22 protein-coding genes, 2 tRNA genes and 1 other RNA gene are annotated in these 26415 nt (G+C 68.9%); 10 read left to right on the top strand and 15 right to left on the bottom strand.

Annotation, left to right across the window (positions count from 1 at the left end):
• Window positions 1-36 precede the first annotated feature (36 nt).
• The 3 genes from DEU37_RS14415 (at window position 37) to DEU37_RS14405 (ending at window position 1827) form a co-directional block, all read left to right on the top strand.
• Window positions 37-1104 carry a DMT family transporter gene (locus tag DEU37_RS14415; protein ID WP_121191291.1) on the top strand — a complete coding sequence of 356 codons (1068 nt, stop codon included), beginning with the start codon at window positions 37-39 and terminating at the stop codon, window positions 1102-1104.
• Window positions 1105-1118: 14 nt separating this feature from the next.
• Window positions 1119-1195 (top strand) — tRNA-Ile (locus tag DEU37_RS14410).
• A gap of 119 nt (window positions 1196-1314) precedes the next feature.
• Complete coding sequence (locus DEU37_RS14405) at window positions 1315-1827, top strand: DUF3145 domain-containing protein (protein WP_121191290.1); 513 nt, start codon at window positions 1315-1317, stop codon at window positions 1825-1827.
• Window positions 1828-1972: 145 nt separating this feature from the next.
• Here the strand turns inward: DEU37_RS14405 and DEU37_RS14400 are convergent, their stop codons facing one another.
• From DEU37_RS14400 to DEU37_RS14370, 7 genes are all read right to left on the bottom strand, one after another.
• Window positions 1973-3211, bottom strand: a complete 1239-nt coding sequence (locus DEU37_RS14400; RefSeq protein WP_005049447.1) for a beta-ketoacyl synthase — start codon at window positions 3209-3211, stop codon at window positions 1973-1975.
• 67 nt (window positions 3212-3278) lie between these two features.
• Window positions 3279-3527 (bottom strand): acyl carrier protein, encoded by a 249-nt coding sequence (locus DEU37_RS14395; protein WP_005049448.1) that lies wholly within the window; start codon window positions 3525-3527, stop codon window positions 3279-3281.
• 93 nt (window positions 3528-3620) lie between these two features.
• The gene (locus tag DEU37_RS14390; RefSeq protein WP_036285051.1) at window positions 3621-4637 is read right to left on the bottom strand and encodes a beta-ketoacyl-ACP synthase III; all 1017 of its coding nucleotides are present in this window, start codon (window positions 4635-4637) and stop codon (window positions 3621-3623) included.
• Complete coding sequence (locus DEU37_RS14385) at window positions 4634-5554, bottom strand: ACP S-malonyltransferase (RefSeq protein ID WP_121191289.1); 921 nt, start codon at window positions 5552-5554, stop codon at window positions 4634-4636. The genes DEU37_RS14390 and DEU37_RS14385 overlap by 4 nt, the downstream gene beginning before the upstream one ends.
• 93 nt (window positions 5555-5647) lie before the next feature.
• Complete coding sequence (locus DEU37_RS14380) at window positions 5648-6871, bottom strand: CdaR family transcriptional regulator (RefSeq protein WP_121191288.1); 1224 nt, start codon at window positions 6869-6871, stop codon at window positions 5648-5650.
• Window positions 6872-6879: 8 nt separating this feature from the next.
• Entirely contained in the window at window positions 6880-9609 is a 2730-nt protein-coding gene (aceE, locus tag DEU37_RS14375) for a pyruvate dehydrogenase (acetyl-transferring), homodimeric type (protein ID WP_121191287.1), read from the bottom strand.
• A 168-nt stretch (window positions 9610-9777) separates the two neighbouring features.
• Window positions 9778-10530, bottom strand: coding sequence for an alpha/beta fold hydrolase (locus tag DEU37_RS14370; protein WP_259457312.1), 753 nt, complete (start codon window positions 10528-10530; stop codon window positions 9778-9780).
• 51 nt (window positions 10531-10581) lie between these two features.
• Between DEU37_RS14370 and DEU37_RS14365 the strand changes: the two genes are divergently transcribed.
• On the top strand, window positions 10582-11004 hold the full coding sequence (locus tag DEU37_RS14365) for a MarR family winged helix-turn-helix transcriptional regulator (RefSeq protein ID WP_121191285.1): 423 nt from the start codon (window positions 10582-10584) through the stop codon (window positions 11002-11004).
• Window position 11005: 1 nt separating this feature from the next.
• Here the strand turns inward: DEU37_RS14365 and DEU37_RS14360 are convergent.
• A tRNA-Val gene (locus tag DEU37_RS14360) sits at window positions 11006-11078 on the bottom strand.
• 30 nt (window positions 11079-11108) lie between these two features.
• Entirely contained in the window at window positions 11109-12611 is a 1503-nt protein-coding gene (locus DEU37_RS14355; RefSeq protein ID WP_121191284.1) for an amino acid permease, read from the bottom strand.
• Between the two features lie 118 nt (window positions 12612-12729).
• Here DEU37_RS14355 and DEU37_RS14350 point away from each other — a divergent pair, with 118 nt between their 5' ends.
• Both DEU37_RS14350 and DEU37_RS14345 read left to right on the top strand, forming a co-directional pair.
• Window positions 12730-13461, top strand: a complete 732-nt coding sequence (locus tag DEU37_RS14350) for a zinc ribbon domain-containing protein (RefSeq protein ID WP_121191283.1) — start codon at window positions 12730-12732, stop codon at window positions 13459-13461.
• Window positions 13458-15185 carry a bifunctional 3'-5' exonuclease/DNA polymerase gene (locus DEU37_RS14345; protein ID WP_121191282.1) on the top strand — a complete coding sequence of 576 codons (1728 nt, stop codon included), beginning with the start codon at window positions 13458-13460 and terminating at the stop codon, window positions 15183-15185. Before DEU37_RS14350 ends, DEU37_RS14345 begins: the two co-directional genes overlap by 4 nt.
• A 32-nt stretch (window positions 15186-15217) precedes the next feature.
• Here DEU37_RS14345 and DEU37_RS14340 read toward each other — a convergent pair whose 3' ends face one another.
• The gene (locus DEU37_RS14340; RefSeq protein WP_121191281.1) at window positions 15218-17005 is read right to left on the bottom strand and encodes a DUF4012 domain-containing protein; all 1788 of its coding nucleotides are present in this window, start codon (window positions 17003-17005) and stop codon (window positions 15218-15220) included.
• Window positions 16998-17666 carry an LPXTG cell wall anchor domain-containing protein gene (locus DEU37_RS14335; protein WP_121191332.1) on the bottom strand — a complete coding sequence of 223 codons (669 nt, stop codon included), beginning with the start codon at window positions 17664-17666 and terminating at the stop codon, window positions 16998-17000. Before DEU37_RS14335 ends, DEU37_RS14340 begins: the two co-directional genes overlap by 8 nt.
• A gap of 107 nt (window positions 17667-17773) precedes the next feature.
• Between DEU37_RS14335 and rnpB the strand changes: the two genes are divergently transcribed.
• Window positions 17774-18148, top strand: an RNA gene (rnpB, locus tag DEU37_RS14330) — RNase P RNA component class A.
• Between the two features lie 10 nt (window positions 18149-18158).
• Here the strand turns inward: rnpB and ppgK are convergent.
• On the bottom strand, window positions 18159-18917 hold the full coding sequence (gene ppgK / locus DEU37_RS14325; protein WP_121191280.1) for a polyphosphate--glucose phosphotransferase: 759 nt from the start codon (window positions 18915-18917) through the stop codon (window positions 18159-18161).
• A 101-nt stretch (window positions 18918-19018) separates the two neighbouring features.
• On the opposite strand from ppgK, the gene DEU37_RS14320 reads away from it, so the two are divergent.
• The 3 genes from DEU37_RS14320 to DEU37_RS14310 all read left to right on the top strand — a co-directional run bounded on the left by DEU37_RS14320 (window position 19019) and on the right by DEU37_RS14310 (window position 23649).
• Window positions 19019-19204, top strand: coding sequence for an SPOR domain-containing protein (locus DEU37_RS14320; protein WP_121191279.1), 186 nt, complete (start codon window positions 19019-19021; stop codon window positions 19202-19204).
• Between the two features lie 104 nt (window positions 19205-19308).
• Entirely contained in the window at window positions 19309-20646 is a 1338-nt protein-coding gene (glnA, locus tag DEU37_RS14315; RefSeq protein WP_036285083.1) for a type I glutamate--ammonia ligase, read from the top strand.
• Between the two features lie 3 nt (window positions 20647-20649).
• A complete protein-coding gene (locus DEU37_RS14310; protein ID WP_121191278.1) occupies window positions 20650-23649 on the top strand; it encodes a bifunctional [glutamine synthetase] adenylyltransferase/[glutamine synthetase]-adenylyl-L-tyrosine phosphorylase in 3000 nt (999 codons plus the stop codon).
• Here DEU37_RS14310 and DEU37_RS14305 read toward each other — a convergent pair.
• From DEU37_RS14305 to DEU37_RS14295, 3 genes are read right to left on the bottom strand one after another with little or no spacing between them, the layout of a single operon-like run.
• The gene (locus DEU37_RS14305) at window positions 23640-24203 is read right to left on the bottom strand and encodes a hypothetical protein (RefSeq protein WP_121191277.1); all 564 of its coding nucleotides are present in this window, start codon (window positions 24201-24203) and stop codon (window positions 23640-23642) included. The genes DEU37_RS14310 and DEU37_RS14305 overlap by 10 nt on opposite strands.
• Entirely contained in the window at window positions 24200-24559 is a 360-nt protein-coding gene (locus DEU37_RS14300; protein WP_121191276.1) for a hypothetical protein, read from the bottom strand. Before DEU37_RS14300 ends, DEU37_RS14305 begins: the two co-directional genes overlap by 4 nt.
• Window positions 24556-26343 (bottom strand): TIGR03767 family metallophosphoesterase, encoded by a 1788-nt coding sequence (locus tag DEU37_RS14295; RefSeq protein WP_121191275.1) that lies wholly within the window; start codon window positions 26341-26343, stop codon window positions 24556-24558. Before DEU37_RS14295 ends, DEU37_RS14300 begins: the two co-directional genes overlap by 4 nt.
• Window positions 26344-26415 lie beyond the last annotated feature (72 nt).

The raw sequence follows: 26415 nt of genomic DNA, 5'->3' as shown, positions 1-26415 counted from the left end.
AGCCTATCGAGCACACCTGGCGGTTAGTGTCGAGGGGTGCATGCCGCCCTCAACGACCTCGGAGACGTCACCGACAAGCTCGTCGGCGTCTTCGCGGACCCCGGCATCCTCATCGGCATTCCGCTCGCGCTGCTGGGCGCGGTCTTCATGTCCTTCGGCGCACAGTATCAGCACCGCGGCGTACAGAAGGTCGAGCGGCTCACGTCCACCGCCGGCGGCACCGGACTCACCGGCGGACAGATCTGGAACCTGCTGCGCAGGCCGTCATGGGTGGCCGGCACAGTGATGCTGGGACTGGCCATCGTGTGCCAGCTGACGGCACTGTCGTTCGCCCCCCTCATCCTGGTGCAGCCTCTCGGCGCGGTCTCGTTGGTCATCACGACGCTGCTCAACGCCCGCATCAGCGGCCTCAAGCCGACGCGGCGCTCACTGACCGCCATCGGCCTCTGCGTCGCCGGTATCTTCGTGTTCGTCACCATCGCCGCCCTGTACGCGACCGAGACGCCGATCAGCGACGAGCAACTGATCACCGTTCTTCTGATCCTCGCCGGCGTCGCCATCGTGCTGACGGCGCTGTGGCTGTGGCTGCGCACCCGCATCGGCGCCCTGTTCTACATCGTCGCCGCCGGCATCATGTACGGCTTCGTCGCGACGCTCGCGAAGGTCGTGCTCAGCCGCATCCGCACCGGCGATTTCGAGTGGCTCACGCTCGTGTGCATCGCCGCACTGCTGACCGGCACCGCGATCGGCGCCTACTTCGTGCAGACGGCGTACGCGTCGGGCCCCCCCGACCTCGTGATCGCCGGCCTGACCGTCATCGACCCGATCGTCGCCATCGTCATCGGCTTGGCGGTGCTGCGCGAGGCCGACGGCGCCCCCCTCTGGGCGTACGGCGGCTTCGTCGTCGCAGGCGCGCTGGCCGTGAGCGGCGTCTTCCAGCTGGCCCGTCACCACCCGCAGGTCATCAGTGACAGCCAGGAGATTCCGATCACGCGCGGCAGCACCGACGCGGTGTCTCCCGGGTCTCAGCGTCTGACGGATGCCGTCGCGAAGGTGTGGCCGGAGCCTCCCGTGCGCGATCGGGACGACCCGCGCCCCCGCTAGACTTCCGGGGACAGGGGGCGGTGGCCAAGCTGGTCAAGGCAGCGGGCTCATAACCCGACGATCGTGGGTTCAAGTCCCACCCGCCCTACCAATGACACGGTTGTGATTCCGCGTCGTTATCGGCCATAATGGGCCCACAACCACATAGGCGCCACGCATCCGACACTCAGGTCGTAGGGGAAGACGTACCTGAAGAAACGGAGAATCGCGATGGCGACCACGTCGACCCCACAGGCGCGCGGAGTGATCTACATCCACTCCGCGCCACGTGCGCTGTGCCCCCACCTCGAGTGGGCAGTGGGGCGCGCTCTCGGACGCGCGGTGAACTTCGAGTGGGCAGACCAGCCCGTTCTCGCCGGCAGCCGCCGCGCCGAGTTCTACTGGGAGGGCCCCGCCGGCACCGGCGCCGCCCTCGCGACCGCGATCCGGGGATGGGAGCACCTGCGGTTCGAGGTGAGCGAAGACCCCAGTGCACGCTCGGACGGCGGGCGGTGGATGCACACGCCGGACCTCGGCATCCACTATGCCCAGACCGACGCGGCAGGAAACGTCGTGATCGGAGAGGATCGCATCCGCTACGCGATGGAGATCGCCGCCGGCGACCCCTACGACCTCCAGCGCGAGCTGCAGGTCGCGCTGGGCTCCACGTGGGACGAAGAGCTCGAACCGTTCCGCCACGCCAGCGACGACGCTCGCGTCGTGTGGCTGCACAAGGTGGGCTGAGGCCCACCACGTCGACCTCAGACGGGTCGAGGCGCCAGTACCGGCTTCGGACGGCTTCCCGGAGACCGAGACCGCGCATCCCCGTCTGACACGAAAGACGCCCCCGCCATCCTCACGGATGCGGGGGCGTCTTCACGCGCGTTGCTCAGACCGAAGCGAAGGCGGCGACGGCGTTGTGTCCGCCGAAGCCGAACGAGTTGCTGATCGCGAGCTGCGGGCCGTCACCGAGGGGAGTCGGCGCACCCGAGAGACGGAACGGGACAGCGGGGTCCTGCTCGGTCATGTTGATCGTCGGGGGCGCGACGCGATCGCGGATGGCCAGAATTGTGAAGATGGCCTCCAGAGCGCCGGTGCCGCCGAGGAGATGACCGGTCGAGGCCTTCGTCGCCGAGACCGGGATCTCATCGATGCGGTCGCCGAACACGCTCTTCAACGCGACGTACTCGTTCGGGTCTCCGACCGGCGTCGACGTGGCGTGGGCGTTGATGTGGGTCACGTCGTCCGGGGACGCGTCGGCCATGGCCAGCGCGAGGTTCACCGCACGCGCGGCGCCGGTACCCTCGGGATCGTTCGCCGTGATGTGATACGAGTCGGCCGTGACACCGCCGCCGACCACGACCGCGTAGATCTTCGCGCCGCGCGCCTTGGCGTGCTCCTCGGTCTCGAGGATCAGCACACCGGCGCCCTCGCCCATGACGAACCCGTCGCGGTCGATGCTGCCGGGACGCGATGCCGTCTCGGGGGAGTCATTGCGCTTGGACAACGCCTGCATCGAGGAGAAGGACGCGATGGTGACGGGATGGATCACCGATTCGGTGCCTCCCGCGATCACCACGTCGGCGAGGCCGTCACGCAGGTGCTCGATGGCGTTGACGATCGACTCCGTGCTGGAGGCACACGCACTGGCGACCGTGCGCGCATAGGCGCGCGCACCGAAGTGCAGCGACAGGTTGCCCGCAGCAGCGTTGGGCATGAGCATCGGAACCGTCATCGGGAGCACCCGACGCGGGCCCTTCTCGCGGAGGGTGTCCCACGCGTCCAGGAGGGTCCACAGGCCGCCGATGCCGGTCGCGAAATCGACGCCGAGCCGCTCCGGGTCGACCTCCGGGCTCCCGGCATCCGCCCACGCTTCCATCGCCGCGACGAGCGCGAACTGCGAGGACGGGTCGAGGCGCTTGGCGATCGGACGCTCGAGCACGGTGTCGGGACGCACCGCAGCCTGGGCCGCGAACGTGACGGGCAGGTTGTACTGCTCGACCCAGTCGTACTCGAGGGTGCGGGCGCCGGATGCGCCACCCAGCAGCGCGGACCAGCTCTCCGGCGCGGTCCCGCCGATGGGACTGGATGCGCCGATGCCGGTGACGACGATTCGGGGAATGCTCATGGTCTCCTCGGATGCTCCGGTGGGGGCACGACGGCCCCCACCGGGGTGCAGGTGGCGAGGCCTGAGGTCAGGCCTGGTTGGTGGTGATGAAGGTGACGGCGTCGCCGACGGTCTTGAGGTTCTTGACCTCTTCGTCGGGGATGGTCACGCCGAACTTCTCCTCGGCGTTGACGACGATCGTCATCATCGAGATCGAGTCGATGTCGAGGTCGTCCGTGAACGACTTCTCCAGCGCGACCTCGTCCGCCGAGATGCCGGTCTCGTCAGTGATGAGCTCGGCGAGTCCTGCGAGGACCTCGTCGTTGCTGAATGCCATGGGATTCTCCTTGTTTATCGGGGTGTCACGGGCCCTGCGGGGCCGACGTTCAGTCTAGGTGCGGCGACCGCCGCGACCGGGTATCTCGGGCCGTCAGGGAAGGACGACGACCTGTGCGCCGAAGACGAGTCCCGCGCCGAAACCGATCTGCAGTGCGAGGCCGCCCGACAGCTCCGGGTGCTCGGCGAGCAGGCGGTGCGTGGCGAGGGGGATGGATGCCGCTGAAGTGTTGCCGGTGGTCTCGATGTCGCGGCCGATCACGACGGTGTCGGGAAGCTTCAGCTGCTTGGCGAACTCGTCGATGATGCGCATGTTGGCCTGGTGGGGCACGAACGCTGCGAGATCCGACGGCTGCACACCGGCTTCCTCGAGAGCTTGACGCGCGACCTTGACCATTTCCCACACGGCCCAGCGGAAGACCGTCGGCCCCTCCTGGCGCAGCGTCGGCCAGGGTGCCTTTCCGTCGCGGAACTCCGTGAGCGTGTGGTTCATCCCGACGGCATCCGCCTTCGACCCGTCAGATCCCCAGACCGTGGGGCCGATGCCCGGGAAGTCGCTGGGGCCGACGACGACGGCGCCGGCGCCGTCGCCGAGCAGGAAGGAGATGGAGCGGTCGGTGGGGTCCACGACGTCGCTGAGCTTCTCAGCGCCCACCACGACGGCGTAGTGCGCCGCGCCCGCACGGATGAGAGCGTCCGCCTGGGCGACACCGTACGCGAAGCCCGCGCAGGCGGCATTGAGGTCGTACGCAGCCGCGGGGTTGGCGCCGATGCGGTCGGCGACGATCGCCGATACCGAGGGCGTCTGCTTCGGGTTGGAGATCGTGGCGACGATCACGGCGTCGACGAGCGACGGGTCGATGCCGGCGCCGGCGATCGCCTCGGCGGCGGCATCGGCGGCCAGATCGATCGCCGTGGTCGCCGCGTCGGCCCGCACACGTGTGATGATGCCGGTGCGCTGGCGGATCCACTCGTCGCTGGAGTCGATGGGGCCGACGAGGTCGTCGTTGGGAACCGCGTTCTCGCCGCGGGCCGCGCCGTACGCGTAGATGCGGGTGTGAGCCGGTCCCGTCGACTGGACGAGAGTGGGTCGGGTGGGCGCGTCGGTCACGCGTCGCCTCCTGTCAGCAGGGCGGCGGCTGCCGCGAGGTCGTCGGGTGTCTTCACGGCCACGGTGGGCACACCGCGCAGGGCGCGCTTGGCGAGTCCGGTGAGCGTTCCGGCCGGCGCGAGCTCGATGATGCCGGTGACGCCCGCATCCGCGAAGGACTCCATGCACAGATCCCAGCGGACGGGAGAGGAGACCTGCGCGACGAGCAGGTCGAGCGCCTCGCGACCGGAGGCCACACGGGCGCCGTCACGGTTCGTCCAGAGGGCGAGCGCCGGGTCGGATGCCGCGACCTCCGCGGCCGCCGTGCGCAGCGTGGCCACCGCCGGTGCCATGTAAGAGGTGTGGAACGCGCCGGCCACCTGCAGCGGAATCACACGGCTGCCCGCGACGGGGTGAGCGGTGAGCTCTGCGAGGGCGTCCTGGGCGCCTGCGGCGACGATCTGGCCGGCGCCGTTGTGATTGGCGGGGGTGAGCTCCAGCTCGTCGAGAAGCGCGAGCACGCCGTCGCGGTCGCCGCCGAGGATCGCACTCATTCCGGTCTGCTCCTGCGCGGCCGCATCGGCCATGGCCCGACCACGCAGCCCGACCAGACGCATGCCGTCGTCCTCACTGACGACGCCGGCGGCGACCAGAGCGGCGACCTCGCCGACCGAATGACCGGCGACGCCGGCAGGCGCGGCGCCCGCGGCATCCTGGAGAGCAGCGTAGGACAGCAGGCTCGCCGCCACGATCAAGGGCTGTGCGACCGCCGTGTCACGGATGCGTTCGGCATCCCACTCGGTGCCGGCGGCCACGAGGTCCACCTGCGCGGCCTCGGCGTAGCGCTCGAGGCGCTCGCGGGCACCCTCGAGTTCGAGCCAGGGTGTCAGGAAGCCCGGGGTCTGCGAGCCCTGCCCGGGGAAGACGGTGATGATCACGTGCCTATCCTTCCAAGTTCTTCGCCGCCGCGCTGGCGACGACGTCACAACAAACGCGAAGTGCTTTGTCTGAGATCGACAAGCGTGACGGTGTCAATCGGCGCGCACCGACCGTCGCGCGGCGCTACCGCGCCGTCGCGTCGCCTCCGTGCCGATCGAGCCGATGATGAGAGCCGTCTGCAGAATGAGGGCCTCTCGTGGGCCTGTCGCATCCCATCCGATGACATCGGAGACCCGCTTGAGCCGGTAGCGCACCGTGTTCGGATGGACGAACAGCTCACGGGCAGTCGCCTCGAGGGAGCGACCGTTGTCGAGATAACTCCACAGGGTGGCCACCAGATCAGCCGAGTGCGCCTGCAGAGGTCGGTAGATGCGCTCGACGAGCGTCGCCTTGGCCATCGCGTCGCCGGCAAGGGCGCGTTCGGGCAGAAGGTCGTCGGCTTCGACCGGACGGGGGGCATGGCGCCAGGCGCCGGCCACGGCGAAGCCCGCCAACGCGGCGCGGGCACTCAGCCCGGCATCCACCAATGCGGGCACGGTCGGCCCGAGCACGAGATGGCCGGGACCGAAGCCCGGCTCCAGGCGCAGGGCGATCTCGGTGAACGGCAGCTCTTCGGCGACGGGCTCACGTCCGGGCAGCACGGCGCGGCCGATCACGAGCACGAGACGAGATCCCTGCACGCCGATCAGGACATCGACGCCCAGCTTGCGCGCCACGCGACGCAGATGATCGACGTCCAGCTGCGGCGGAGTGGTGCCGACGAGGACGGCGACCTCGCCGTGACCATGCCACCCGAGGGCGGCGATGCGGCTGGGAAGCTCCTCGTCTGCTTCGCCGGTGAGGATGGAGTCGACGACCAGGGCTTCCAGGCGCGCATCCCAGAGCCCGCGAGCCTCAGCTGCGCGCGCATACACGTCGGCTGACGCGAAGGCGACCTCGCGGGAGAAGAGCAGGATGCTCTCGCGGAGGTCCTCCGCCTTTCCGGCGACACGCTCTTCCGTGACGGCCACGGTCACGCGGATGAGCTGGAGCGTCTGTGTGAGGCTGACGCTGCGCAGCAGCTCACGGGGAGCGGCGGCGAAGATGTCGGCAGCGATCCAAGGCGTCGAACCCGGATCCTCGTACCACTGGATGAACGAAGCGATGCCCGCCTGCGCCACCAGGCCCACCGCCGAGCGGCGGGCCGGCGGCATGTCGGCGTACCAGGGCAGCGACTCTTCGAGCCGCTTGATGGTCGCCGTGGCCAGGTCTCCGGAGACCCGGCGGAGCCACGCGAGTGTCTCCGCCTTCTCCTGAGGGGTGGGGCGGGCGGGCATCGAATCGATCAGCTTTCGCCGCCGGCGTTCCCGCTCGTTCCGGCGGTCACATCGTGCAGGCGGTACTTCTCGATCGCCTGTGCCGACAGCGCCCGGTCGACGAGCCCCTCATCGGCCAGCGCCTGCAGGGCGCGGACGACGATGGACGGTCCGTCGATCTTGAAGAACCGACGCGCGGCGGCCCGGGTGTCGGAGAAGCCGAAGCCGTCCGCACCGAGGGTGACGTAGCGGCGCGGAACCCACTCGCGGATCTGGTCCTGCACCGCGTGCATGTAGTCGCTCACCCCCAGGACGGGGCCCGCGGTGTCGCGAAGCTTCTCGGTGAGATACGCCGTGCGCGGCTCGGCGAGCGGGTTCAGGAAGTTGTGCTCGTCGGCGGCGAGTCCGTCGCGGCGCAGCTCCGTCCAGCTCGTGACCGACCACACATCGGCAGCCACTCCCCAGTCCTCGCGCAGCAGCTGCTGCGCCTCGAGCACCCACGGCACGCCCACGCCGGACGCGAGCAGCTGCACGCGGTGTCCGTCGCCGGAGGCCTCCGAGATGCGGTGGATGCCGCGGACGATCCCCTCGACGTCGACACCCTCGGGCTCGGCCGGCTGCACGAGCGGCTCGTTGTAGAGGGTGATGTAGTACATGACGTTCGGGTCGGGGTGGTTGCCGCCGTACATCCGATCCAGGCCGGAGCGGACGATGTGGGCGATCTCGTACCCGTACGCGGGGTCGTACGACACCGTGGCCGGGTTCGTCGACGCGAGCAGGTGGGAGTGGCCGTCGGCGTGCTGAAGACCCTCACCGGTCAGCGTCGTGCGGCCGGCGGTGGCACCCATGATGAAACCGCGCGCCATCTGGTCGGCGGCGGCCCACTGGGCGTCGCCGGTGCGCTGGAAGCCGAACATCGAGTAGAAGATGTAGACCGGGATCAGCGGCTCGCCGTGCGTGGCATACGAGGTGCCCGTGCCGGTGAACGCCGCCACCGCTCCGGCCTCGTTGATGCCGACGTGCATGATCTGACCCTGCGGGCTCTCCTTGTAGGCGAGCAGCAGCTCCCGGTCGACCGACGTGTAGTTCTGACCGTTCGGGTTGTAGATCTTGGCGGTCGGGAAGAAGGCGTCCAAACCGAACGTGCGCGCCTCGTCGGGGATGATCGGCACGATGCGGTTGCCGAAGTCCTTCGAGCGCAGCAGATCCTTCAGCAGGCGCACGAAGGCCATGGTCGTGGCGACCTCCTGCGTTCCGGATCCCTTCTTCGGCAGTGCGTACGCGCTGTCGTCCGGGAGGCTGATCGGTACGTGGTGGGTGCGGCGCTCGGGCAGGAACCCGCCGAGCGCGCGACGCTTCTCCACCATGTACTGGATGGTCTCGTCCTCCATGCCCGGGTGGAAGTACGGCGGGGCGTACGGGTTCTCCTCGAGCTGGGCGTCGGAGACGGGGATGCGCATCGAGTCGCGGAAGTGCTTGAGGTCGTCGAGCGTCATCTTCTTCATCTGGTGCGTCGCGTTGCGCCCCTCGAAGTGGTGACCGAGCCCGTAGCCCTTGATGGTCTTGGCAAGGATGACCGTCGGCTGTCCCTTGTGCTCGGTCGCCGCCTTGTACGCCGCATAAAGCTTCTGGTAGTCCAGGCCGCCACGGCGCAGCTTTCCCCAGATGTCCTCGTCGGACCAGTCGGTGACCATCGCCGCGGTGCGCTCGTCGCGACCGAAGAAGTGGTCGCGGATGAACTTGCCGTCCTCGGCGCGGTACGTCTGGAAGTCACCGTCCGGGGTGGTGTTCATGAGGCGAACGAGCGCGCCATCGGTGTCCACCTGCAACAGCTCGTCCCAGCCGCGACCCCAGACGACCTTGATGACGTTCCAGCCCGCACCGCGGAAGAACGCCTCGAGCTCCTGGATGATCTTGCCGTTTCCGCGCACCGGGCCGTCGAGGCGCTGCAGGTTGCAGTTCACGACGAACGTCAGGTTGTCCAGGCCCTCGTTGGCCGCGACCTGGAGCTGTCCGCGGCTTTCGACCTCATCCATCTCGCCGTCGCCGAGGAAGGCCCAGACGCGCGAGTTCGAGAGATCCTTGATCCCTCGGTTGGTGAGGTACTTGTTGGTCATCGCCTGATAGATCGCGTTGATCGGGCCGAGACCCATCGACACGGTCGGGAACTGCCAGTACTCCGGCATCAGGCGGGGGTGGGGGTAGGAAGGGATGCCGTCGGGCGCCTTCGACTTCTCCTGACGGAAGCCGTCGAGCTGATCGGCCGAGAGGCGTCCTTCGAGGAACGATCGGGCGTAGATGCCGGGGGAGGCGTGACCCTGGATGAAGATCTGGTCACCGCCGTGGGGATCGTCCAGACCCCGGAAGAAGTGGTTGAAGCCGACTTCGTACAACGACGCGGACGACGCGTAGGTCGAGATGTGACCGCCGACGCCGATACCCGGACGCTGAGCGCGGTGCACCGTGAGTGCAGCGTTCCAGCGAATCCACCGGCGATACCGGCGCTCGAGCTCCTCGTCACCGGGGAACTCGGGCTCGTTCTCCGGAGCGATCGTGTTGATGTAGTCGGTCGTGGGCACCTGGGGAACGTTCAGCTGCAACTCGTGCGACTTGTTGAGCAGGCTGAGCATGATTTCGCGGCCACGCCCGGCGCCCTTGCTGTCGACGAGCTGCTGGAGCGATTCCTGCCACTCGTGCGTCTCTTCGGGGTCGCTGTCCTGCGGGCCCTGGGAGTACGGATCCTGATCGTTGACCGTCACGAGACACCTTTCTTCGTCTGGCAGATCATGCCAGGGACGGGGCTTCTGATACGCGCGGCTTTGTGCAGCGTCGACAACGCATCCTGGATCAGCCTAGTCACATCTCGCTGGAGTGGATCGCGCTGGCAGCGAGTGGCCCCTGCGCGGTGCGCGTCACGCACGGAGTCGTCACGGCAAACTCCCCGGTGCCGCGAGGAAGGCGTCGATGATCGCCCACGTCGCCGCAGGTTCCTCGAGGTGAGGGAGGTGCCCTGCGGCCGGGATCTCTGCGAACGATGCGTCGCCGATCGCCGCCGCGGCTGCGCGACCGTAGGCCGGTGTGACGATCCGATCGCTCGCGCCATACAGGAGCAGGGTCGGGACCTCGATCGCGCCCACGCGCTCGAGCAGGGTCGCGTCGCTCATCGTGGGGCCGGTCAGCGCCGCCATCGCCTGCCGGTTGGACTGCTGCACGGCACGCTCCGCTTCCGACATCGTCGCCGGGTTTCGGTATCCGCGCTCGGGGTCGTGCCACGCCGCTTCCGCGAGGCCGCGCGCGTCGAGCGCGAAGAAGTCTGCGCCCGGCTCGCCCTCGATAACGAGGCCGGTCCCGTCGATACTGATGATCGCGCCGACCGTTCCACCATCCTGTGGGTCGCCGGCTGCCTGCACAGCCATCTCGAGCGCGATCCACCCGCCGATCGACGAACCGACGACGACGACGTCGCGCTCGTCGTCGGCGCGCAGACGTGCGAGGTAGACCTTCGCAAGATCGGCGATCGATGCGATGTCGTCGGTGCGGGCCGTCCCGTCCCAACCCGGATGTGTGGGCGCGATCACACGCATCGATGTGCCCAGGTGGGCGACGATCGGCGCCACGGTTGCGGGACCACCGCCGCCGTGCAGAACGAGTGCGGTGCGGGTGAGATGTCTGAGTGTCACGATCATTTCCTTATCAATATGTTTATCTACGAATGTTGATACATTAGCACCGTGGCAACGAATCTCGAACTGCTGGGCCAGGCGATCAAGCGCGCGCAGTATCGCAACCATCGGGCACTGGACGCTGCACTGCGCGACGCCGGTGTGACGCTCGTGCAATGGGACGCGCTGCGCGCGATCGATCGGATGCCGGGAGCAACCGGGCACACGCTGGCGTCAGCCACTTTCCAGAGCGATCAGGCCTTCGGCACCCTCGCCAATCGCCTGCTCGGCCGTGGGTTGATCGAGCGGACGGCGGGGCGGGGTCGGCGCATCGAGCACACCCTCACCGCGGCCGGTCGAGCAGCCCTGGCCGAGGGGAATCGCATCGCCGACGCAGTACGAGAGACACTGTTCGCTCCGCTCGATGAGGCCGCACGGGAGAGCCTGGCCGCCATTCTCGAGAACCTCGTCGGCCACGACATCGAATCATGAGTGGGCCCTGCCGGGATCGAACCGACGACATCCACGGTGTAAACGTGGCGCTCTACCAGCTGAGCTAAAGGCCCTGACTTCGACAGTCTACGAGTTCGCGGTGCTCACTCGTCGCGTCCGACCACCGTCGGCTCCGCGGGGTTGAGATACAGATCGCCGTCCTTTCCGAGCCGCGAGTGGCGGCGCGAGTAGGCGAAGTACACCACGAAGCCGATGACCAGCCAGATGAGGAACCGCAGCCACGTCTCCACGGTCAGGTTGAGCATCAGGTACACGCAGATGATCGCGGCCAGGATCGGCAGCACCGGGCTCCACGGGACTCGGAAGCCGCGGGGGAGATCCGGCCGGGTGCGGCGCAGCACGACCACTCCGACCGAGACGAGCACGAACGCCGACAGCGTTCCGATGTTGACCATCTCCTCGAGGACTCCGACGGGGGTGAGCCCAGCCACGAGTGCGACGACCACAGTGACGATGATCGAGATGAGCCAGGGCGTGCGACGGGTCGGGTGCACCTTCGCGAGGCGCTGGGGCAGCAGGCCGTCGCGCGACATTGCGAAGATGATGCGGGTCGCACCGATGAGCAACGTGAGCACGACGGTCGTCAGACCGGCGACGGCTCCCGCCGAGATCACCGTCGCCATCCAGGTCTGCCCATGGAAAGCGAAGGCGTTCGCGAGCGCCGCGGCCGGGTCGAGCTCGTCGAAGCGCACCATGCCCGTCACGACGAGCGCCACCGCGCAGTACAGCAGCGTGCAGATCGCAAGAGACGCGATGATGCCGATGGGAAGGTCCCGCTGCGGGTTCTTGGTCTCCTCCGCCGTGGTGGCGACCACATCGAACCCGATGTACGCGAAGAACACGAGCGCGGCTCCGGCGAAGATGCCGCCGACGCCGAACGCCATGGGCGCCGAGCCGGAGATGAACTGCAGCAGCGGCTGCATGAGACCCGTCGCGGCTTCGCGGGGCGCGGCATCCGGGACGAACGGCGCGTAGTTCGCGGGGTTGATGAACATGATGCCCGCGACGATCACGAACAGGACGATGAAGAGTTTCACCCCGACGAGCACGAGGTTGACGCGCATCGACTCACGGATGCCGAGCGTCATGAGGGCGCCCAGCACGATGACCAGGACGATCGCCATCACGTCGACGGTGCCGCCGTAGCCGATCGCCGCGGGGAGTTGGATGCCGAGCTGCCCGAGCAGAACGCCGAGGTAGGCGCTCCAGCCCTGAGCCACGACACTCGCACCGAGGAACATCTCGAGGATGAGATCCCACCCGATGATCCAGGCGAACAGCTCGCCGAGCGACGCGTAGGAGAACGTGTACGCGGAGCCCGAGACCGGCACCGTGGAGGCGAACTCGGCGTAGCACATCGCCGCCAGGGCACATGCGATCGCCGCGATGACGAAGCTGACGACGACGGCGGGGCCGGCCACCTCATGGGCGGCGCGACCGGTGAGCGTGAAGATGCCGGCGCCGATCACGACGCCGACGCCGAAGACCGTGAGATCGAGAGCCGACAGCGATTTGCGAAGCCGGAACTCCGGCTCCTCGGTGTCGGCGATGGAGCGCTCGATCGACTTCGTGCGCATCAGGCTCATGGTGTCTCCTCCGCGAGAACGAACGACGCCCTCGCAGCGCCGCCGTCGGTGTGGTCATGCTAGTGCGGCGCGAGCGCGCACGGGACGGGCTGTCCACGTGTCGCGGTAGGTTGGGACCGTGAAGTCCCGACCCGCAGACCAGCAGCTCCTGCTCGAACTCGCGAGCCTCGACGGTGCGATCCGCGCCGCCGAGCACGCCCGTCGCACCCCCGAGCAGGCGGGCCGCGTTCAGGAGCTGCTCGCTCGCCGTCAGAGCCTGTCGGCGGAACTGACGACCCTTTTGGGGCGACGTGACGACATCACCGCCGAACTCGCCCGCGTGGAGTCGGACGTCGCGGTGGTCGATGCGCGAGCGGCCCGCGACACCGAACGACTCGCGGCGTCGGCGAATGCGAAGGAGGCCCAGGGCCTCGAGCACGAACTGGCCTCGCTCACCAAGCGCAAGAGCGACCTCGAGGACGCTCAACTCGAGCTGATGGAGCGACTCGAGGCCGCCCAGAGCGCCGTCTCCGCACAGGAAGAGACGATCGCCGCGGTGAACGAGGAAGGCGCTCGTCTCAGCGCAGCGGCCAAGGAGGCCGTCGCGGCGGCCACCGCCCGAGGGGAGGCGGCGTCGCGCGACCGCGCGGCGGTCGCCGCGCGCGTGCCCGCCGATCTGCTGGCGATGTACGACCGTCTCGCCGCCCGCGGCGTTGGGGCCGGTCTGCTGCATCGAAAGACCTGCGAGGCGTGCCGCATGGTGCTCTCCGGCACTGACCTGCAGACGATTCGACAGGCATCCGACGATGACGTCGTGACCTGCCCGGAGTGCGGCGCGATCCTGGTGCGCACCGACGAATCGGGGTTGTGACGGTCAGCAGCGCGGCTGCGCGCGCGCCGCGCTGGCGTCTCGTGGCGCGCGAGGGCGAAGACGTCGTCATCACGACGGTCGACGCCGACCTCGACGTCACACACGTGCAACGCCGCCCGCGCGAACGCTGGTGGGACGCCGATGACGCAGGCACCCGATGGGTGTGGTCGGAGACGAACCGTTGGTATCCCGGCATCCTGGCGACACCGTCGCTGGTCGCGCGCTGTCACGATCTTCGCCTGGCCCACGCGATCCTCCGCCGCAGCACGCTCGTCGCCGACGCCGATGAGCTCCGGGCGGCGACGCAGTGGGATGTCGCCGGCACGGAAGAGGCGCAGCCGGTGACAGCGCCGACCCTGTTCGACGTCGAGGGAACATCACCCGCCGGTGTCCCGGATGATCCGGAGGAGGTGCTCGCCGAATTCCGCCGGCAGCAGCTGGCGATACGCGGCTCATCGAACGCCGCACGGTTGCGCCTGCTCGTGGCTGCGGAATCCGCCGGCGCCCTCCTGGCCGTCGAGATGCACAGCGCCGGACTGCCGTGGGATCGTCGGACGCACGAGCGCATCCTCGAGGAGACGCTCGGTACGCGACCGCCGCCGGGAGAGCAGCCCGAACGCGTGCGTGAGGCCGCGGCGCGAGTGCGTGCCGCGCTCCAGGACCCGACCGCCAACCTCGATTCACAGCCCAAGCTGCTGCGCAGTCTTCACCGTGTCGGCATCAGCGCAGACTCGACGAACCGGTGGGAGCTCGCGGAGTACGACCATCCCGCGATCGCGCCGTTGCTCGTCTACAAGAAGCTGACGCGGCTGATGAGCGCGAACGGCTGGGGGTGGCTCGACGAGTGGGCCCCGGACGGTCGGTTCCGTCCCGTGTACGTCCCCGGCGGCGTGGTCACCGGGAGGTGGGCGTCGTCCGGGGGAGGAGCGCTGCAGATTCCGCGTCAACTGCGTCCCGCCGTCCGCGCGGACCCCGGGTGGACACTCGTCGTCGCGGACGTGGCGCAACTCGAACCCCGGGTTCTCGCGGCGATGTCCTCGGACGAAGCCCTGGCCGCCGCGGCGCGCGGACAGGACCTGTACGAGGGCATCGTCAACAGCGGTGTCGTCCACACGCGACAGGAGGCGAAGATCGCCGTGCTGGGGGCGATGTACGGCGCGACGACGGGCGATAGCGGACGGCTGGTGCCTGCCCTGCGGCGCGCCTACCCCCGCGCCATGGGCCTCGTGGATGCCGCGGCGGCGACGGGGGAGCAGGGCGGTGTGGTGTCGACCTGGCTCGGACGGACCAGCCCCCGGGCATCGGCGCACTGGCGCGACATCCAGGCCGCCGCAGCTCTGCCGGAGGCTACCGAGACGGATCGCACACGAGCGCGCCGCGCCGCGCGCGATCGCGGGCGTTTCACCCGCAACTTCGTCGTGCAGGGCACCGCAGCCGAATGGGCGCTCGCGTGGCTCGCCGACCTCCGTGGTCGGCTGGCGGCGCTTCCGTCGGTCGACGAGACGGACGCAGCGGTGGGTCCCGTCTCCGTGTTCGAACGGCGCCCGCACCTGGCTTTCTTCCTGCACGACGAGATCATCGTCCACACGCCTGTCGTCTACGCCGACGCCGTGGCGGACGCGGTGCGCCAGGCCGCCGACGGCGCGGCGCGTCTGCTGTTCGGCGGGTTCCCGATCGACTTCCCGCTCGATCTTCGTGTCGCGCAGGATGCGGCCAAGAGCTGACACCGCCGCGGTGTTCTCCTCGCCAGAAGCGCTCAACCGCACCCCGTGCGCGCTGCCTCGGCGACACCGACCTCGTTCATCATCGGGGTGTGAACGAGCGCGGGCCGCAGCTGCGCCCCGTTCTTCGCCACGAACGCGAACGTGAGCGTCTTCCGCTCACCGGGACCCAATGTCACCCGTGCCAGCGAGGCGGCGGCGTCACTCCCGTCCGCGGCGGTCGCGGCGACGTGCGCACCGTCGAGCGTGACACCGGCGACGAACCACTCGCGGGGGACCATCACCGTCACGTCGGTCGTGATGTCTCCGGGAGCGGCAGGGTTGGCGGCGCCGGTCATCGACTCTGCGAAGGTGCGCGCATCGGCCGGCGCCGCGCTCGTGAGGGTCACGGCCACCGTCACGTCGGCGGCACCATCCGCCCGGCAGTCCCGCACGGACGGCGCGAGATCGACGTGGAGGAAAGTGTCCATCTTTCCGGTCGTCGCATCGTTGAAGTAGACGCCGACGGCATCCGGCCCCGCGTCCCGGAATCTCCCCAGCGTTCCCGAGAACGCTCCGTTGGCCACGGCGAGCTGTTCGTCGCTGTGTGTGCTGAAGATCGAGATGCGTCCGTCGGCGATCGGCTTCGCGAATGCTCGCGCCCAGCGGAAGGGGTCGATGGGGGACGACGTGATCCGGGCGAAGAGGCGGTCGAAAAGGTCGCGCTGGACCGTCGTCTGCTCCGCGGGGGTCTTGTCGAGATACGGCGCGACGAGCACGTCACCGACCACATCGGCCGGATCGACGACCGTGCCGTCGGCGAGGGTGATCGGCCCCGTGATCGTGAGCATCGCGGTGAGCACCACAGGGTCGATGGCGATCACGGCATCCGGAGTCCGACGGCCGATCGACTGCCACCAGGTCGACGCCAGTCGGGCGCTCAAGGCGAAGTCGGCAGTCATGGTCGCATTCATGACGAATCGCCCCGGAGCCTGACCGTAGAGAGTGACGAGATCGGCGGGCAGCTCGGTGATCGGCGTCTCCCGATGCGGGAAGACACTCGAGTCGACCTGGTCGAGCACCTCGAGCCGATCGCCGTCGGCGCGCAGCAGGATGAAGGAGCCCGTGATGCCTCCACCGGTTCGCACTTCGGCAGAGTTCTGCACCATCACCAGGATCGTTCGAGCCTCGTGCGCTCCCAGCATCGCCGGCATGATCTGCGCCACGGAGGCTGCCTCTGCCACCGTCGGCGCGGCCGCGGCGACCGCCGCGCGGATCCGTGCGATCGCCGTCTCCACGGGCTCGACCAGATCGTCGGTCGACATGCCAGTCAGTGATTCGTCGACACGCGAGAAGACCGCAGCGAACTCGTCGAGCGGCTGCGCGGCCGCCGATACCGCCGACAGGTCGAGCCCGCCCTGACCGTTGTGCGGCTGCGCCGCCGCGCGCAGCACCGGTTGGGCAGCGGCGGCCATATCGCGGATGCTCTCCGCGACGATCCGCACCGCGGCGGTGTTGGCGCCGACGACGGGGACGGCCTCGGTGGCTCGCCACACGGGATCGGTCGTCAACTCCGCGGCGTGACGCGCGTGCTGTTCGGCGTCGGTCACGACGGCGGTGAGGGCGCCGGCGTCGCCCGCGGCGATCGCTGAGCTCAGTCGCGGCTGAAGCGCCGCGACGTCATCGAGCTCACCCTTCGCCATCCACCCGCGGATGCCGAGCCACGCGGCCCCGAGCACCACGACGCCCACGGAGACCACGAGGACGACCGCGACGCGCCGCCGACGGGGACGCCGACGGACACTCTCGCGATGTTCCGCTGAGCCGGTGGTGTCGTCAGTCACGGGCGCGACGGGTGCGGCGCACGTACAGCAGCACGCCGCCACCGACGAGCAGGACGACCGCCCCGCCGAGCAGCGGGAGCACGGCGGCGATGTTGCCTCCCGTCGCCGGAAGTGACATGCCCGCCGCCGCGACGGCTCCCGAGGTTCCCACACCGGCCGGGTCGGTCAAGCACGCCGACGTCGACGGCGGGTAGGACAGAGCGACGCGCAGCGAGGGGTTGACCTCGACCACGGCGGAGATGTCACCCCGCGTCCAGGCGAAGTTGCCCGATGACGCGACCCACTGGCCGTTCTCGAATGCCCATCCGGGCCATCCGTTGCCAACGCCGTTCGCGTCGACGGACGCGCCGGGCCAGAGCACGCGCCCCGATAGCCGCCCGTTCACCAACTCGCCGAGCGGGATGGTCGTGGACTGGTTGCCGTCGCTCAGCACGATACGGGCCGTGTTGCTCGTCGCGAGTCCGCCCGGGTCGTTCATGACGACCGAATAGTTGATCCACGGAACATCGGATTCGCACGACGGTGCGACCATCGTGCCGACCAGCGTCGGTGCCGACGGCGTGTCGGGCCCGTATCCGTCGGTATCGGCGGCGGCCGCAGCCGTCGCACCTCCCGACAGCAGCAGGACAGCGAGAACAGCGGACAGTGCGTACTTACGCATGATGATTGCCTCCCCCAGGCGATGCGAGCCCAAACCCCCCAGCCGGGTCTCGTGGCGACACCGTATCACGATCACTCGGCACCGACCAGTAGGATCGAGATCGCGAATGGGTCGGCTGGACGGTCGCGTGGCGGGGTGACCCGCACCGAGGAACGTCCGGGCTCCACAGGGCAGGGCGGTGGGTAACACCCACCCGGAGCAATCCGCGAGACAGTGCCACAGAGAGCAGACCGCCCCGGACTCCGCTCGTCGGAGTGCCGAGGTAAGGGTGAAAGGGTGGTGTAAGAGACCACCGGGGTCGTGGTGACACGATCCGCACGGTAAACCTCGCCCGGAGCAAGGCCAGACAGGGGATGCCGACGCGGCTCGCCGAGTCCCCGGGTAGGCCGCTGGAGCGGCACGGCAACGTGTCGCCGAGAGAGATGACCGTCCACGGAGCGTGAGCTCCCGGACAGAACCCGGCGTACAGGCCGGCCCATTCGCCCCTGTCTGTCAGACGGCCAGCGCGGCGGCCCCGATGATCCCGGCGTTGTTGCGATGCGTCGCGGGCACGATCGGTGTCGTGAGCGTCAGCATCGGGAGGAACTCGTCGGCGTGCTTCGAGACGCCACCGCCGACGATGAACAGGTCGGGGCTGAGCAGGAACTCGAGGTAGCTGTAGTACCACTGCAGGCGCTGGGCCCACTTCTTCCACGTCAGCTCGTCGCGCTCCATCGCCGAGTACGCGGCCCACGCCTCGGCATCCTTGCCGTGGTTGGCGCGCTGCAGGTGACCGAGCTCCGCGTTCGGGATGAGCACGCCGTCGTAGAGCATCGCGGTGCCGATGCCCGTGCCGAGCGTCGTCAGGAGCACCAGCCCGGACACGTCGCGCGCGGCGCCGTAGCGGGCCTCGGCCACACCGGCGACATCGGCATCGTTGGCGAAGTGGATCTCTCGCCCCAGCCCGTCCTCGAAGAACTTCTCGGCTTCGAAGCCCACCCACGTCTCGGCGACGTTCGCCGCCGACAAGGTCTTGCCGTTCTTCACGATCGCCGGGAAGGCGACGCCCAGAGGAACGTCGGCATCGCTGACACCCAGCGTCTCGAGCACGGTCTTCACGGCGGCCAGCACGTCATCCGGCTCGGCGCCGGCAGGTGTGGGCACCTTGACACGCTCGCTGAGGAGGTTTCCCCCCTCGAGATCCACGAGGGCACCCTTGATGCCGGTTCCGCCGATGTCCACACCGACCGCGCGGGTCGCCTTCGTCGTCATGGCGTCCAGCCTATCCAGGTCGTCGGTACCGCTCGTTAGGATCGAGCCAGAGCCCGCAGGTCGGGACCGGAGGGCGAAGGCCCCGACAGGAAGGACGCGCCATGACCTCAGGCGAAGACAAGTACTGGTACAACTTCACCACCGGCGCCGTGGAGCGCGGATTCGCGTCACCGGCGATCGACCGCGCCGGCCCGTTCGACACCGCCGACGAGGCGGCCAACGCTCCGCAGCTGCTCGCCCAGCGCTCTCGCGAGTGGGCCGAGGAGGACGAGCGCGAGAACGACTGACGCGCGCCCGGCGACACGTCGCCACGAACGGGGACCGATAGTCTGGGCGTGGGCCCGGCTTCCCTTCGAAGCGGCATCTGAGAAGCGGCATCTGAGAGGACGCGATGGACAAGCAGCGGGACTTCGTACTGCGCACGATCGAAGAACGGGGCGTGAAGTTCGTCCGCCTGTGGTTCACCGATGTGATCGGCACCCTGAAGTCGGTCGCGATCGCTCCGGCCGAAGTCGAAGGGGCGTTCACCGAGGGACTCGGCTTCGACGGTTCGGCGATCGAAGGACTCACGCGGTCCTACGAGTCCGACCTTCTGGCACACCCGGACCCGACGACGTTCCAGACGCTTCCGTGGCGCGGGGAGATCGATCCGACGGGTCGCATGTTCTGCGACATCACGACCCCTGACGGGCAGCCGGCGGTCGCCGATCCCCGTCACGTACTCAAGCGCACGCTCGCGAAGGCGGCGGATGCCGGGTTCACGTTCTACACGCATCCCGAGATCGAGTTCTACCTGCTCAAGTCGTCGTCGTTCGGCGCCGAGGGTCCCGAGCCGGTCGACTCGGCCGGATACTTCGACAATGTGCCCGGAGGCACGGCGCACGACTTCCGCCGCCGCAGCGTGCGGATGCTCGAAGACCTCGGCATCTCCGTCGAGTACAGCCACCACGAGGGCGGCCCCGGTCAGAACGAGATCGATCTGCGCTACGCGGACGCCCTCGCTACGGCCGACAACATCATGACCTTCCGGACGGTCGTCAAGGAGGTCGCGATCGAGCAGGGCGTCTACGCGACGTTCATGCCGAAGCCGCTCTCCGGCAAGCCCGGCAGCGGTATGCACACGCACATGTCGCTGTTCGAGGGCGACCAGAACGCCTTCTACGAAGAGGGTGCGCAGTACCAGCTCTCCAAGACCGGTCGTCAGTTCATCGCCGGCCTGCTGACCCACGCGAACGAGATCGCCGCCGTCACGAACCAGTTCGTGAACTCGTACAAGCGCCTCTGGGGCGGTGACGAGGCCCCGAGCTTCATCTGCTGGGGCCACAACAACCGCTCCGCTCTCGTGCGCGTACCCATGTACAAGCCGAACAAGGGGCAGTCCACGCGCGTCGAGTACCGGGCGCTGGACTCTGCGGCCAACCCCTACCTTGCCTTCGCTCTCATGCTGGCCGCCGGCCTCAAGGGCATCGAGGAGGGATACGAGCTTCCTCCCGAGGCTGAGGACAACGTGTGGTCGCTGACGGATTCCGAGCGCCGCGCGCTCGGCTACGCGCAACTGCCCGCGAGCCTGGACCACGCCCTCGAGTACATGGAGGAGTCGGAGCTGGTCGCAGAGACCCTCGGCGAGCAGGTTTTCAACTACGTGCTGCTCAACAAGCGCCGCGAATGGCAGGAGTACCGCGCGCAGGTGACGCCGTTCGAGCTGAAGAGCAACCTGGAGATGCTCTGAGCCGTGTCCTCGAACGAGCGCACGTCGGTTCTCACACAGCTGGCGCGCGACGGGTTCGGTGAGCTCGGCGACGCCGATGCGCTGCTGACCGAGCTGGTCGATGCGCTCGGGATGGACCGGCAGGAGATTCTGCGCGGGGCCGCGGAAGCGGGCGACCCCGACGCCGCTCTGTCCGCCCTGGCGCGCATCGCGCGACGTGACGCACCGGCCGTCGGAGAGGCCCTGCGTCGCGTCTCCTCGAGCGTCTGGCGGCTGCTCGGCGCCTCGAGCGGCTTCGCGGATTTCTACCTGCGCCATCCCGACGAGCTGGCTCATCTCACGGGTGCGGGTGCGCCGCTGCCGACAGCCGACGAACTTCGCGCTGAGCTCACGAACGCTGTGGGAGCGGATGCCGATGGCTTCGCCGCCACGGGCGGTGAGAGCGCGTGGGTGGCGCTGCGCGTGCGCTACCGCCGCATGCTCGCACGCATCGCGACGTACGATCTCGGCGCCGAGGATGCGGTCGACGTCCTGGCGTCGGTGGCCGCAAGCCTTGCGGACGCGGCCGGGGCGGCTCTGGAGGCAGCGCTCTGCGTGGCGCGCACGCGCGTCGCCGGCGGTGCGCCGGGCTCCGGGTTGTTCCCCCGGGAGCAGGTCTCCGCCACACGGCTGGCGATCATCGGGATGGGCAAGACCGGCGCTCGAGAGCTCAACTACGTCAGTGATGTCGACGTGATCTTCGTCGGCGGCGGCTCGGATGAGCTCGTCGAACAGGTGGGGGAGAGCCGCGTCATCGACATCGCGACGCGACTCGCCGTACAGACGATGCGTGGCATCTCGGGAATGGAGATCGAGCCCCCGCTGTGGGAGGTGGATGCGAATCTGCGACCCGAGGGCAAACAGGGCGCCCTCGTCCGCACGCTCGACTCGCACCTGTCGTACTACGACAGGTGGGCCAAGAGCTGGGAGTTCCAAGCCCTTTTGAAGGCCCGTCCGCTCGCGGGTGATCGCATGCTCGGCGACGCATACGTCGCCGCCGTCCAGCCGAAGATCTGGACGAGCGCCGCCCGGGAGAACTTCGTCGACAGCGTGCAGCGCATGCGTGAACGCGTCACCGAGCACATCCCTCCCGCCGACGTCGCCTATCAACTCAAGCTCGGACCCGGCGGCATCCGCGACATCGAGTTCACGGTGCAGCTGCTGCAGCTCGTACACGGACTGACCGACGACAGCATTCGTCAGCGTGGCACGCTCGACGCGCTGGAGGCCCTCGTGGGCGCCGGCTACATCGGCCGTGAGGATGCGGCGACCTTCTCCCGCGACTACCGCATGCTGCGCGTACTCGAACATCGCATGCAGCTGAAGGATCTGCGACGAACCCACCTGATGCCGCAGCACCCCGAGGGCCTGCGTGTGCTGGCCCGCTCTTCCGGGCTGGCCGAGACCGGACCCGCCGTGTGGGCGCTGTGGGAAGGGATCAAACGCGAGGTCCGCGAGATCCACGTGCGTCTGTTCTACCGTCCGCTGCTGTCGGCGGTGGCGGCGCTCAGTTCGGACGAGCATCAGCTGTCGCCGGATCAGGCGCACGACCGGCTGGCGGCGATCGGATTCCACGATCCGGCGGGTGCCCTCCGGCACATCGGCGCTCTCACCGGCGGGCTGAGCCGGAAGGCGACGATCCAGCGTCACCTCATGCCGGTGATGATCCGTTGGTTCGCCGACGGCGTCGACCCCGACTACGGTCTGCTGGCCTTCCGACGCATCAGCGAACGCCTGGGCGACACACCCTGGTTCCTGCGCATGCTGCGGGACTCCTCCGGGGCCGCCGAGCGTCTCACGCGCGTGCTGTCGGGTTCGCGGTACATCGGCGAGCTGATGGAGTGGATCCCTGAGTCGGTGGCCTGGCTCGACTCAGACGAGCAGTTGCGTCCGCGCGGCGGGCACGCGCTGCAGGAGGAGGCGCGGGCGATCCAGACACGCCACGAGACGGTCGGCGACGCCATGCGAGCGGTGCGCGCGCTACGTCGGCGCGAACTGCTGCGCCTCGCCTTCGGCGCCATCCTCGGCACCCTCACCATCGACGAGCTGGCACAGGGTCTCACGACGGTCAGCGAGGTGACCATTCAGGCCACTCTCCGTGCCGTCCGGCGCGAGATCGTCGCCCCGCAGGACGCCGCCCTCGATTTCTCCGTCATCGCGATGGGTCGCTTCGGCGGCGCCGAGCTCGGCTTCGGATCGGATGCCGATGTCCTCTACGTCTACGAAGCCAACGGGATCGAGCCGCAGCGCGCCCACGATCTGGCGATCAAACTCGTCAGTGGCCTCCGCTCGTACTCCGAAGACCATCGCGTTCCTTTCGATCTGGACGCCGATCTGCGGCCGGAGGGTCGCAACGGGCCCCTTGTGCGATCCCTCGACTCGTACACCGAGTACTACCGCCGCTGGTCGCTGTCGTGGGAAGCGCAGGCACTGCTGCGAGCCCGCGGTGTCGCCGGCAGTGTGAAGCTCATCAGTCGCTTCATGGCCCTCGCCGACGAGGTGCGCTACCCCGCACGACCGGCGGTGCAGGATCTTCGGGAGATCAAGCGGATCAAGGCCCGTGTCGAGAACGAGCGTCTCCCGCAGGGTGTCGATCGCGCGCGTCACCTGAAGCTGGGGCCCGGCGGGCTGAGCGACGTCGAGTGGCTCGTGCAGGTGTTGCAGCACGAACACGCGCACGATGTCCTGCCCCTCCGGACGACGTCCACCCTCGAGGCCCTCGAGGCGGCGCGGGTGGCCGGGCTGGTACCGGATGCCGCTGCGCAGCGCCTGCACGACGCGTGGCGCCTGGCCAGTCGGCTGAGGTCGGCGAACACGCTGCTGTCGGGGCAGACCAGCGATGTGCTGCCGACCGACCGCGGCAAGCTGGACGGCATCGGGCGGCTTCTGGAGTATCCAGCACGCTCGGCGACCCTGGTGGAGGAGGAGTGGCTGCGCACGGCGCGACGGGCGCGCCGCGACTTCGAGAAGCTGTTCTACGGCTGAGCCGGCCCCGGCGAGGTCCTCGCACCTGCCCATCGCACCCAGGCGCCGATCAGCCCGACGGCGCCGACACCGATCAGCACCCAGGCCAGCGCAGCCCCGGGCGCACCGGGGGAGAGCAGCCCGAGCAGCATCGCGACGATCGTCGCCAGCACGACCGCGACAGCCGTCACGATCACCCAGGCCAGCGTGCGCCACGGATGCCGACGCGCGATCGCTGCTGCCGTGGATGGCGAGCCCACCGCGATGAGCGGGCTCGCGAGCGCGACGACCACCGGGAGCGCGACGGGTGCCACGACGGCGGATGCTCCGACGACGAGCCCCACGATGAAAAGCGTCAGGAGCGTGCCACGGGCCACCGCGCGCAGGGCAAGTGTCCACAGGGCAGCGGCGGCCACGAGCATCACGAGTGCGGATGCGGCGGCGAGGGCGATCGCCCCGGCATCCAGCGGCAGCCGGGGCGCCACGGCGACGAACGCGGCCTGCAAGCCGGCATGCAACGTGACCACGAGCGCAGCCATGACGCCGCGACGTGCCCGGGAGCGCAACATGTTCATCCGCGAGCCGCCTCGTCGAGCACCTCGGTCAGCGCGCCGGAGAAGATCGTCTCGCCGCCGACGGCGACGACCAGCTGCGCGTCGGATGCGACGCTCGAGGTGACCGTGATCTGCCGACCATCGATGCTGGTCCCGGAACAGGTGACAACCGGTCCGGATTCTGCCAGCGCGCAGACCGGCGCGGTCAGCACGGCGATGTTCTTCTGCTGCAGGACGTCGATCGCTCCGAAGCGCACCACGGCGAGTGCGTTGCCGCCGACCGGGGCGAGAGCAGCGATCTGAGAGCACCCGGTCAGGACGCCGACCACGGATGCAGCGGCGACCACGACCAGGGCGCATGACGGGCGCGAGGTCACGACAGAGCTCCTTCGTGCGCGAGAATGCGGGCACGAGCGGTCAGATGCTGCGTCTCCAACGCCGCGTCGCTGATGGTGTCGAGATCGAACGGCGCAGGAAGCAGCAGCTCGGTGTTGCGGTCGAGCGGTGAGCCGCGTCGCATGAGCGGCGTCTCGGCCCAGTCGTTGGACGCCAGCTCCCGGCTCCGTGACGCGAGCGCCAGGTAGTCGCCGCCGCTTCCCGGAACCGGATCGGCCGCATGGTCGACGACCGTCGTGAAGATCGAGAGCGTGCCGTCGCGGTTGTCGACGAGCTCGACGGTCTGCTGCTGCTGCGGGAAGTCGATGCAGGATGCCGTGGTGATCTCCCAGAAGCCGCCACCGGTCGGGGCGGGATGGGCGAGGATCTGGTTCAGGTGCGTGTGCCCGTTCAGCCATGCCACGACGACGGGGTACCGCGTGAGCATCGCCACGAACTCGTCTGCTCCGAGCAGCACCTCGTCCTGACCGGGACGCTGAGCGCGGTTCTCGAGCGTGTCGCTGTTGTGGTGACTGAGCACGATGGCCAGGCGGCGCTCCTTCGTCGCCGCGGCGAGCTCGGCCTCAAGCCAGTCGAACTGGTTCTTCGGGACCGCACCGTCAGGGCCGGCGACCTGATTGCACGTGTCGAGCCCGAAGACCCGCACGTTCGCGGACAGGTCCGCTTTCCACCAAGTCTCGCCCGAGCTCAGGTTGTGATCGGTGAAGCCGTGGCCCACGGGACCGGGACGATCGGCCGTGCGGAAATGCTCCTGCATGAACTCCTGCTGGGTGAACAGTGCGCGGTCGCGGTTCGCCGGTACGCCCTTGAATCCCGGGCGTAGCCCGAGCTCGAGCCCCCATGCGTCCAGCGTCTGTTGCACGGCGCTCGTGCGCGCCGCGTAGCCGCCCAGCGCCATCGCGGCGGTCGCTTCCAGCGTGTAGGACTTGCGACCGCCCACCGCGAGTGCGCGCAGTTGGGTGTCGAGGTCGAACGTGCCCAGCAGCAGCGTCTCATGGTTGCCGTACACGGTGTACCACGGTGCCGGCAGCCCCACCGAGGCGACGGGGCGGGCGATGGCTTCATCGAGCAGAGTCGGCAGCGTGGGGAACCCGTAGGCGCCGAACGCACCGCCGGTGGGATCAGCGGGACGGTAGGCCCAGACGGCCTCTGCCCAGGCCTGCACGCCCTGGAACGTGTCGCTCGTGCGCGGGTCGACGCTCAGGCCGTCGAGGAGGTCGATGTACCAACGCAGCTCGCGATGAGAGTGCATGTCGGCGCTGTCTCCGGTGACGACGGCGGCATCCATGGGCGCGCCGGTCACCGGGCTGTAGCGCAGGTCCGAGATCGACTTCGTCATCGCCGCGATCACGTGCGGACTGAGCGGATCCTGCGGGTGAAACGCCGAGCCCCACGCCGAATGGTCTTGGACGATCATCGGCTCGATCCGGCCTGGGGACTGCGCGTCGATCACATGCATGTCCGACAGGTGCGCGAGGTAGAGCAGCGATCGACGGGATGCCGCGCGTCCGGCCGTCGCGCCGCGACGGAGCACGTCGAGGCGCGGCAGATGGGGTTCACCCGGACCGGCAACGAGCCCTCGGTAGGACCCCTTCTGCACCGCGCCCTGCAGGATCGTGCGAGCGAGCGTCGACGGAGACTCGGCGATCGCCGCGCGCGGCGGCGCCGTCGCCAGAGCCTGCGCCAACTGGTCGCGCGGCAGCGCACCGGCGGCCGCGAGACCGCCGACGACGGCGAGGAACTGGCGGCGGGAGAGCACGCCCACGGGCACCTCCGGGTTGGTGCGTGACGCTATCGGGTGCGCTCAATCTAGCGGGCGCGACGCGTCGAGCACCAC

The organism is Microbacterium sp. AG790 (genome assembly GCF_003634765.1).
GTDB lineage: Bacteria > Actinomycetota > Actinomycetes > Actinomycetales > Microbacteriaceae > Microbacterium.
The sequence above is the reverse complement of the archived record's forward strand: the minus strand, read 5'-3'. Positions and strand labels throughout refer to the sequence as shown.

What these genes read in the sequence shown, in the direction of transcription:
- DEU37_RS14405 (WP_121191290.1), top strand. Translation starts at nt 1,315, where the DNA reads ATGGCGACCACGTCGACCCCACAGGCGCGCGGAGTGATCTACATCCAC.
- DEU37_RS14400 (WP_005049447.1), bottom strand. Translation starts at nt 3,211, where the DNA reads ATGAGCATTCCCCGAATCGTCGTCACCGGCATCGGCGCATCCAGTCCC.
- DEU37_RS14395 (WP_005049448.1), bottom strand. Translation starts at nt 3,527, where the DNA reads ATGGCATTCAGCAACGACGAGGTCCTCGCAGGACTCGCCGAGCTCATC.
- DEU37_RS14380 (WP_121191288.1), bottom strand. Translation starts at nt 6,871, where the DNA reads ATGCCCGCCCGCCCCACCCCTCAGGAGAAGGCGGAGACACTCGCGTGG.
- DEU37_RS14355 (WP_121191284.1), bottom strand. Translation starts at nt 12,611, where the DNA reads ATGAGCCTGATGCGCACGAAGTCGATCGAGCGCTCCATCGCCGACACC.
- DEU37_RS14335 (WP_121191332.1), bottom strand. Translation starts at nt 17,666, where the DNA reads ATGCGTAAGTACGCACTGTCCGCTGTTCTCGCTGTCCTGCTGCTGTCG.
- ppgK (WP_121191280.1), bottom strand. Translation starts at nt 18,917, where the DNA reads ATGACGACGAAGGCGACCCGCGCGGTCGGTGTGGACATCGGCGGAACC.
- DEU37_RS14320 (WP_121191279.1), top strand. Translation starts at nt 19,019, where the DNA reads ATGACCTCAGGCGAAGACAAGTACTGGTACAACTTCACCACCGGCGCC.
- glnA (WP_036285083.1), top strand. Translation starts at nt 19,309, where the DNA reads ATGGACAAGCAGCGGGACTTCGTACTGCGCACGATCGAAGAACGGGGC.
- DEU37_RS14305 (WP_121191277.1), bottom strand. Translation starts at nt 24,203, where the DNA reads ATGAACATGTTGCGCTCCCGGGCACGTCGCGGCGTCATGGCTGCGCTC.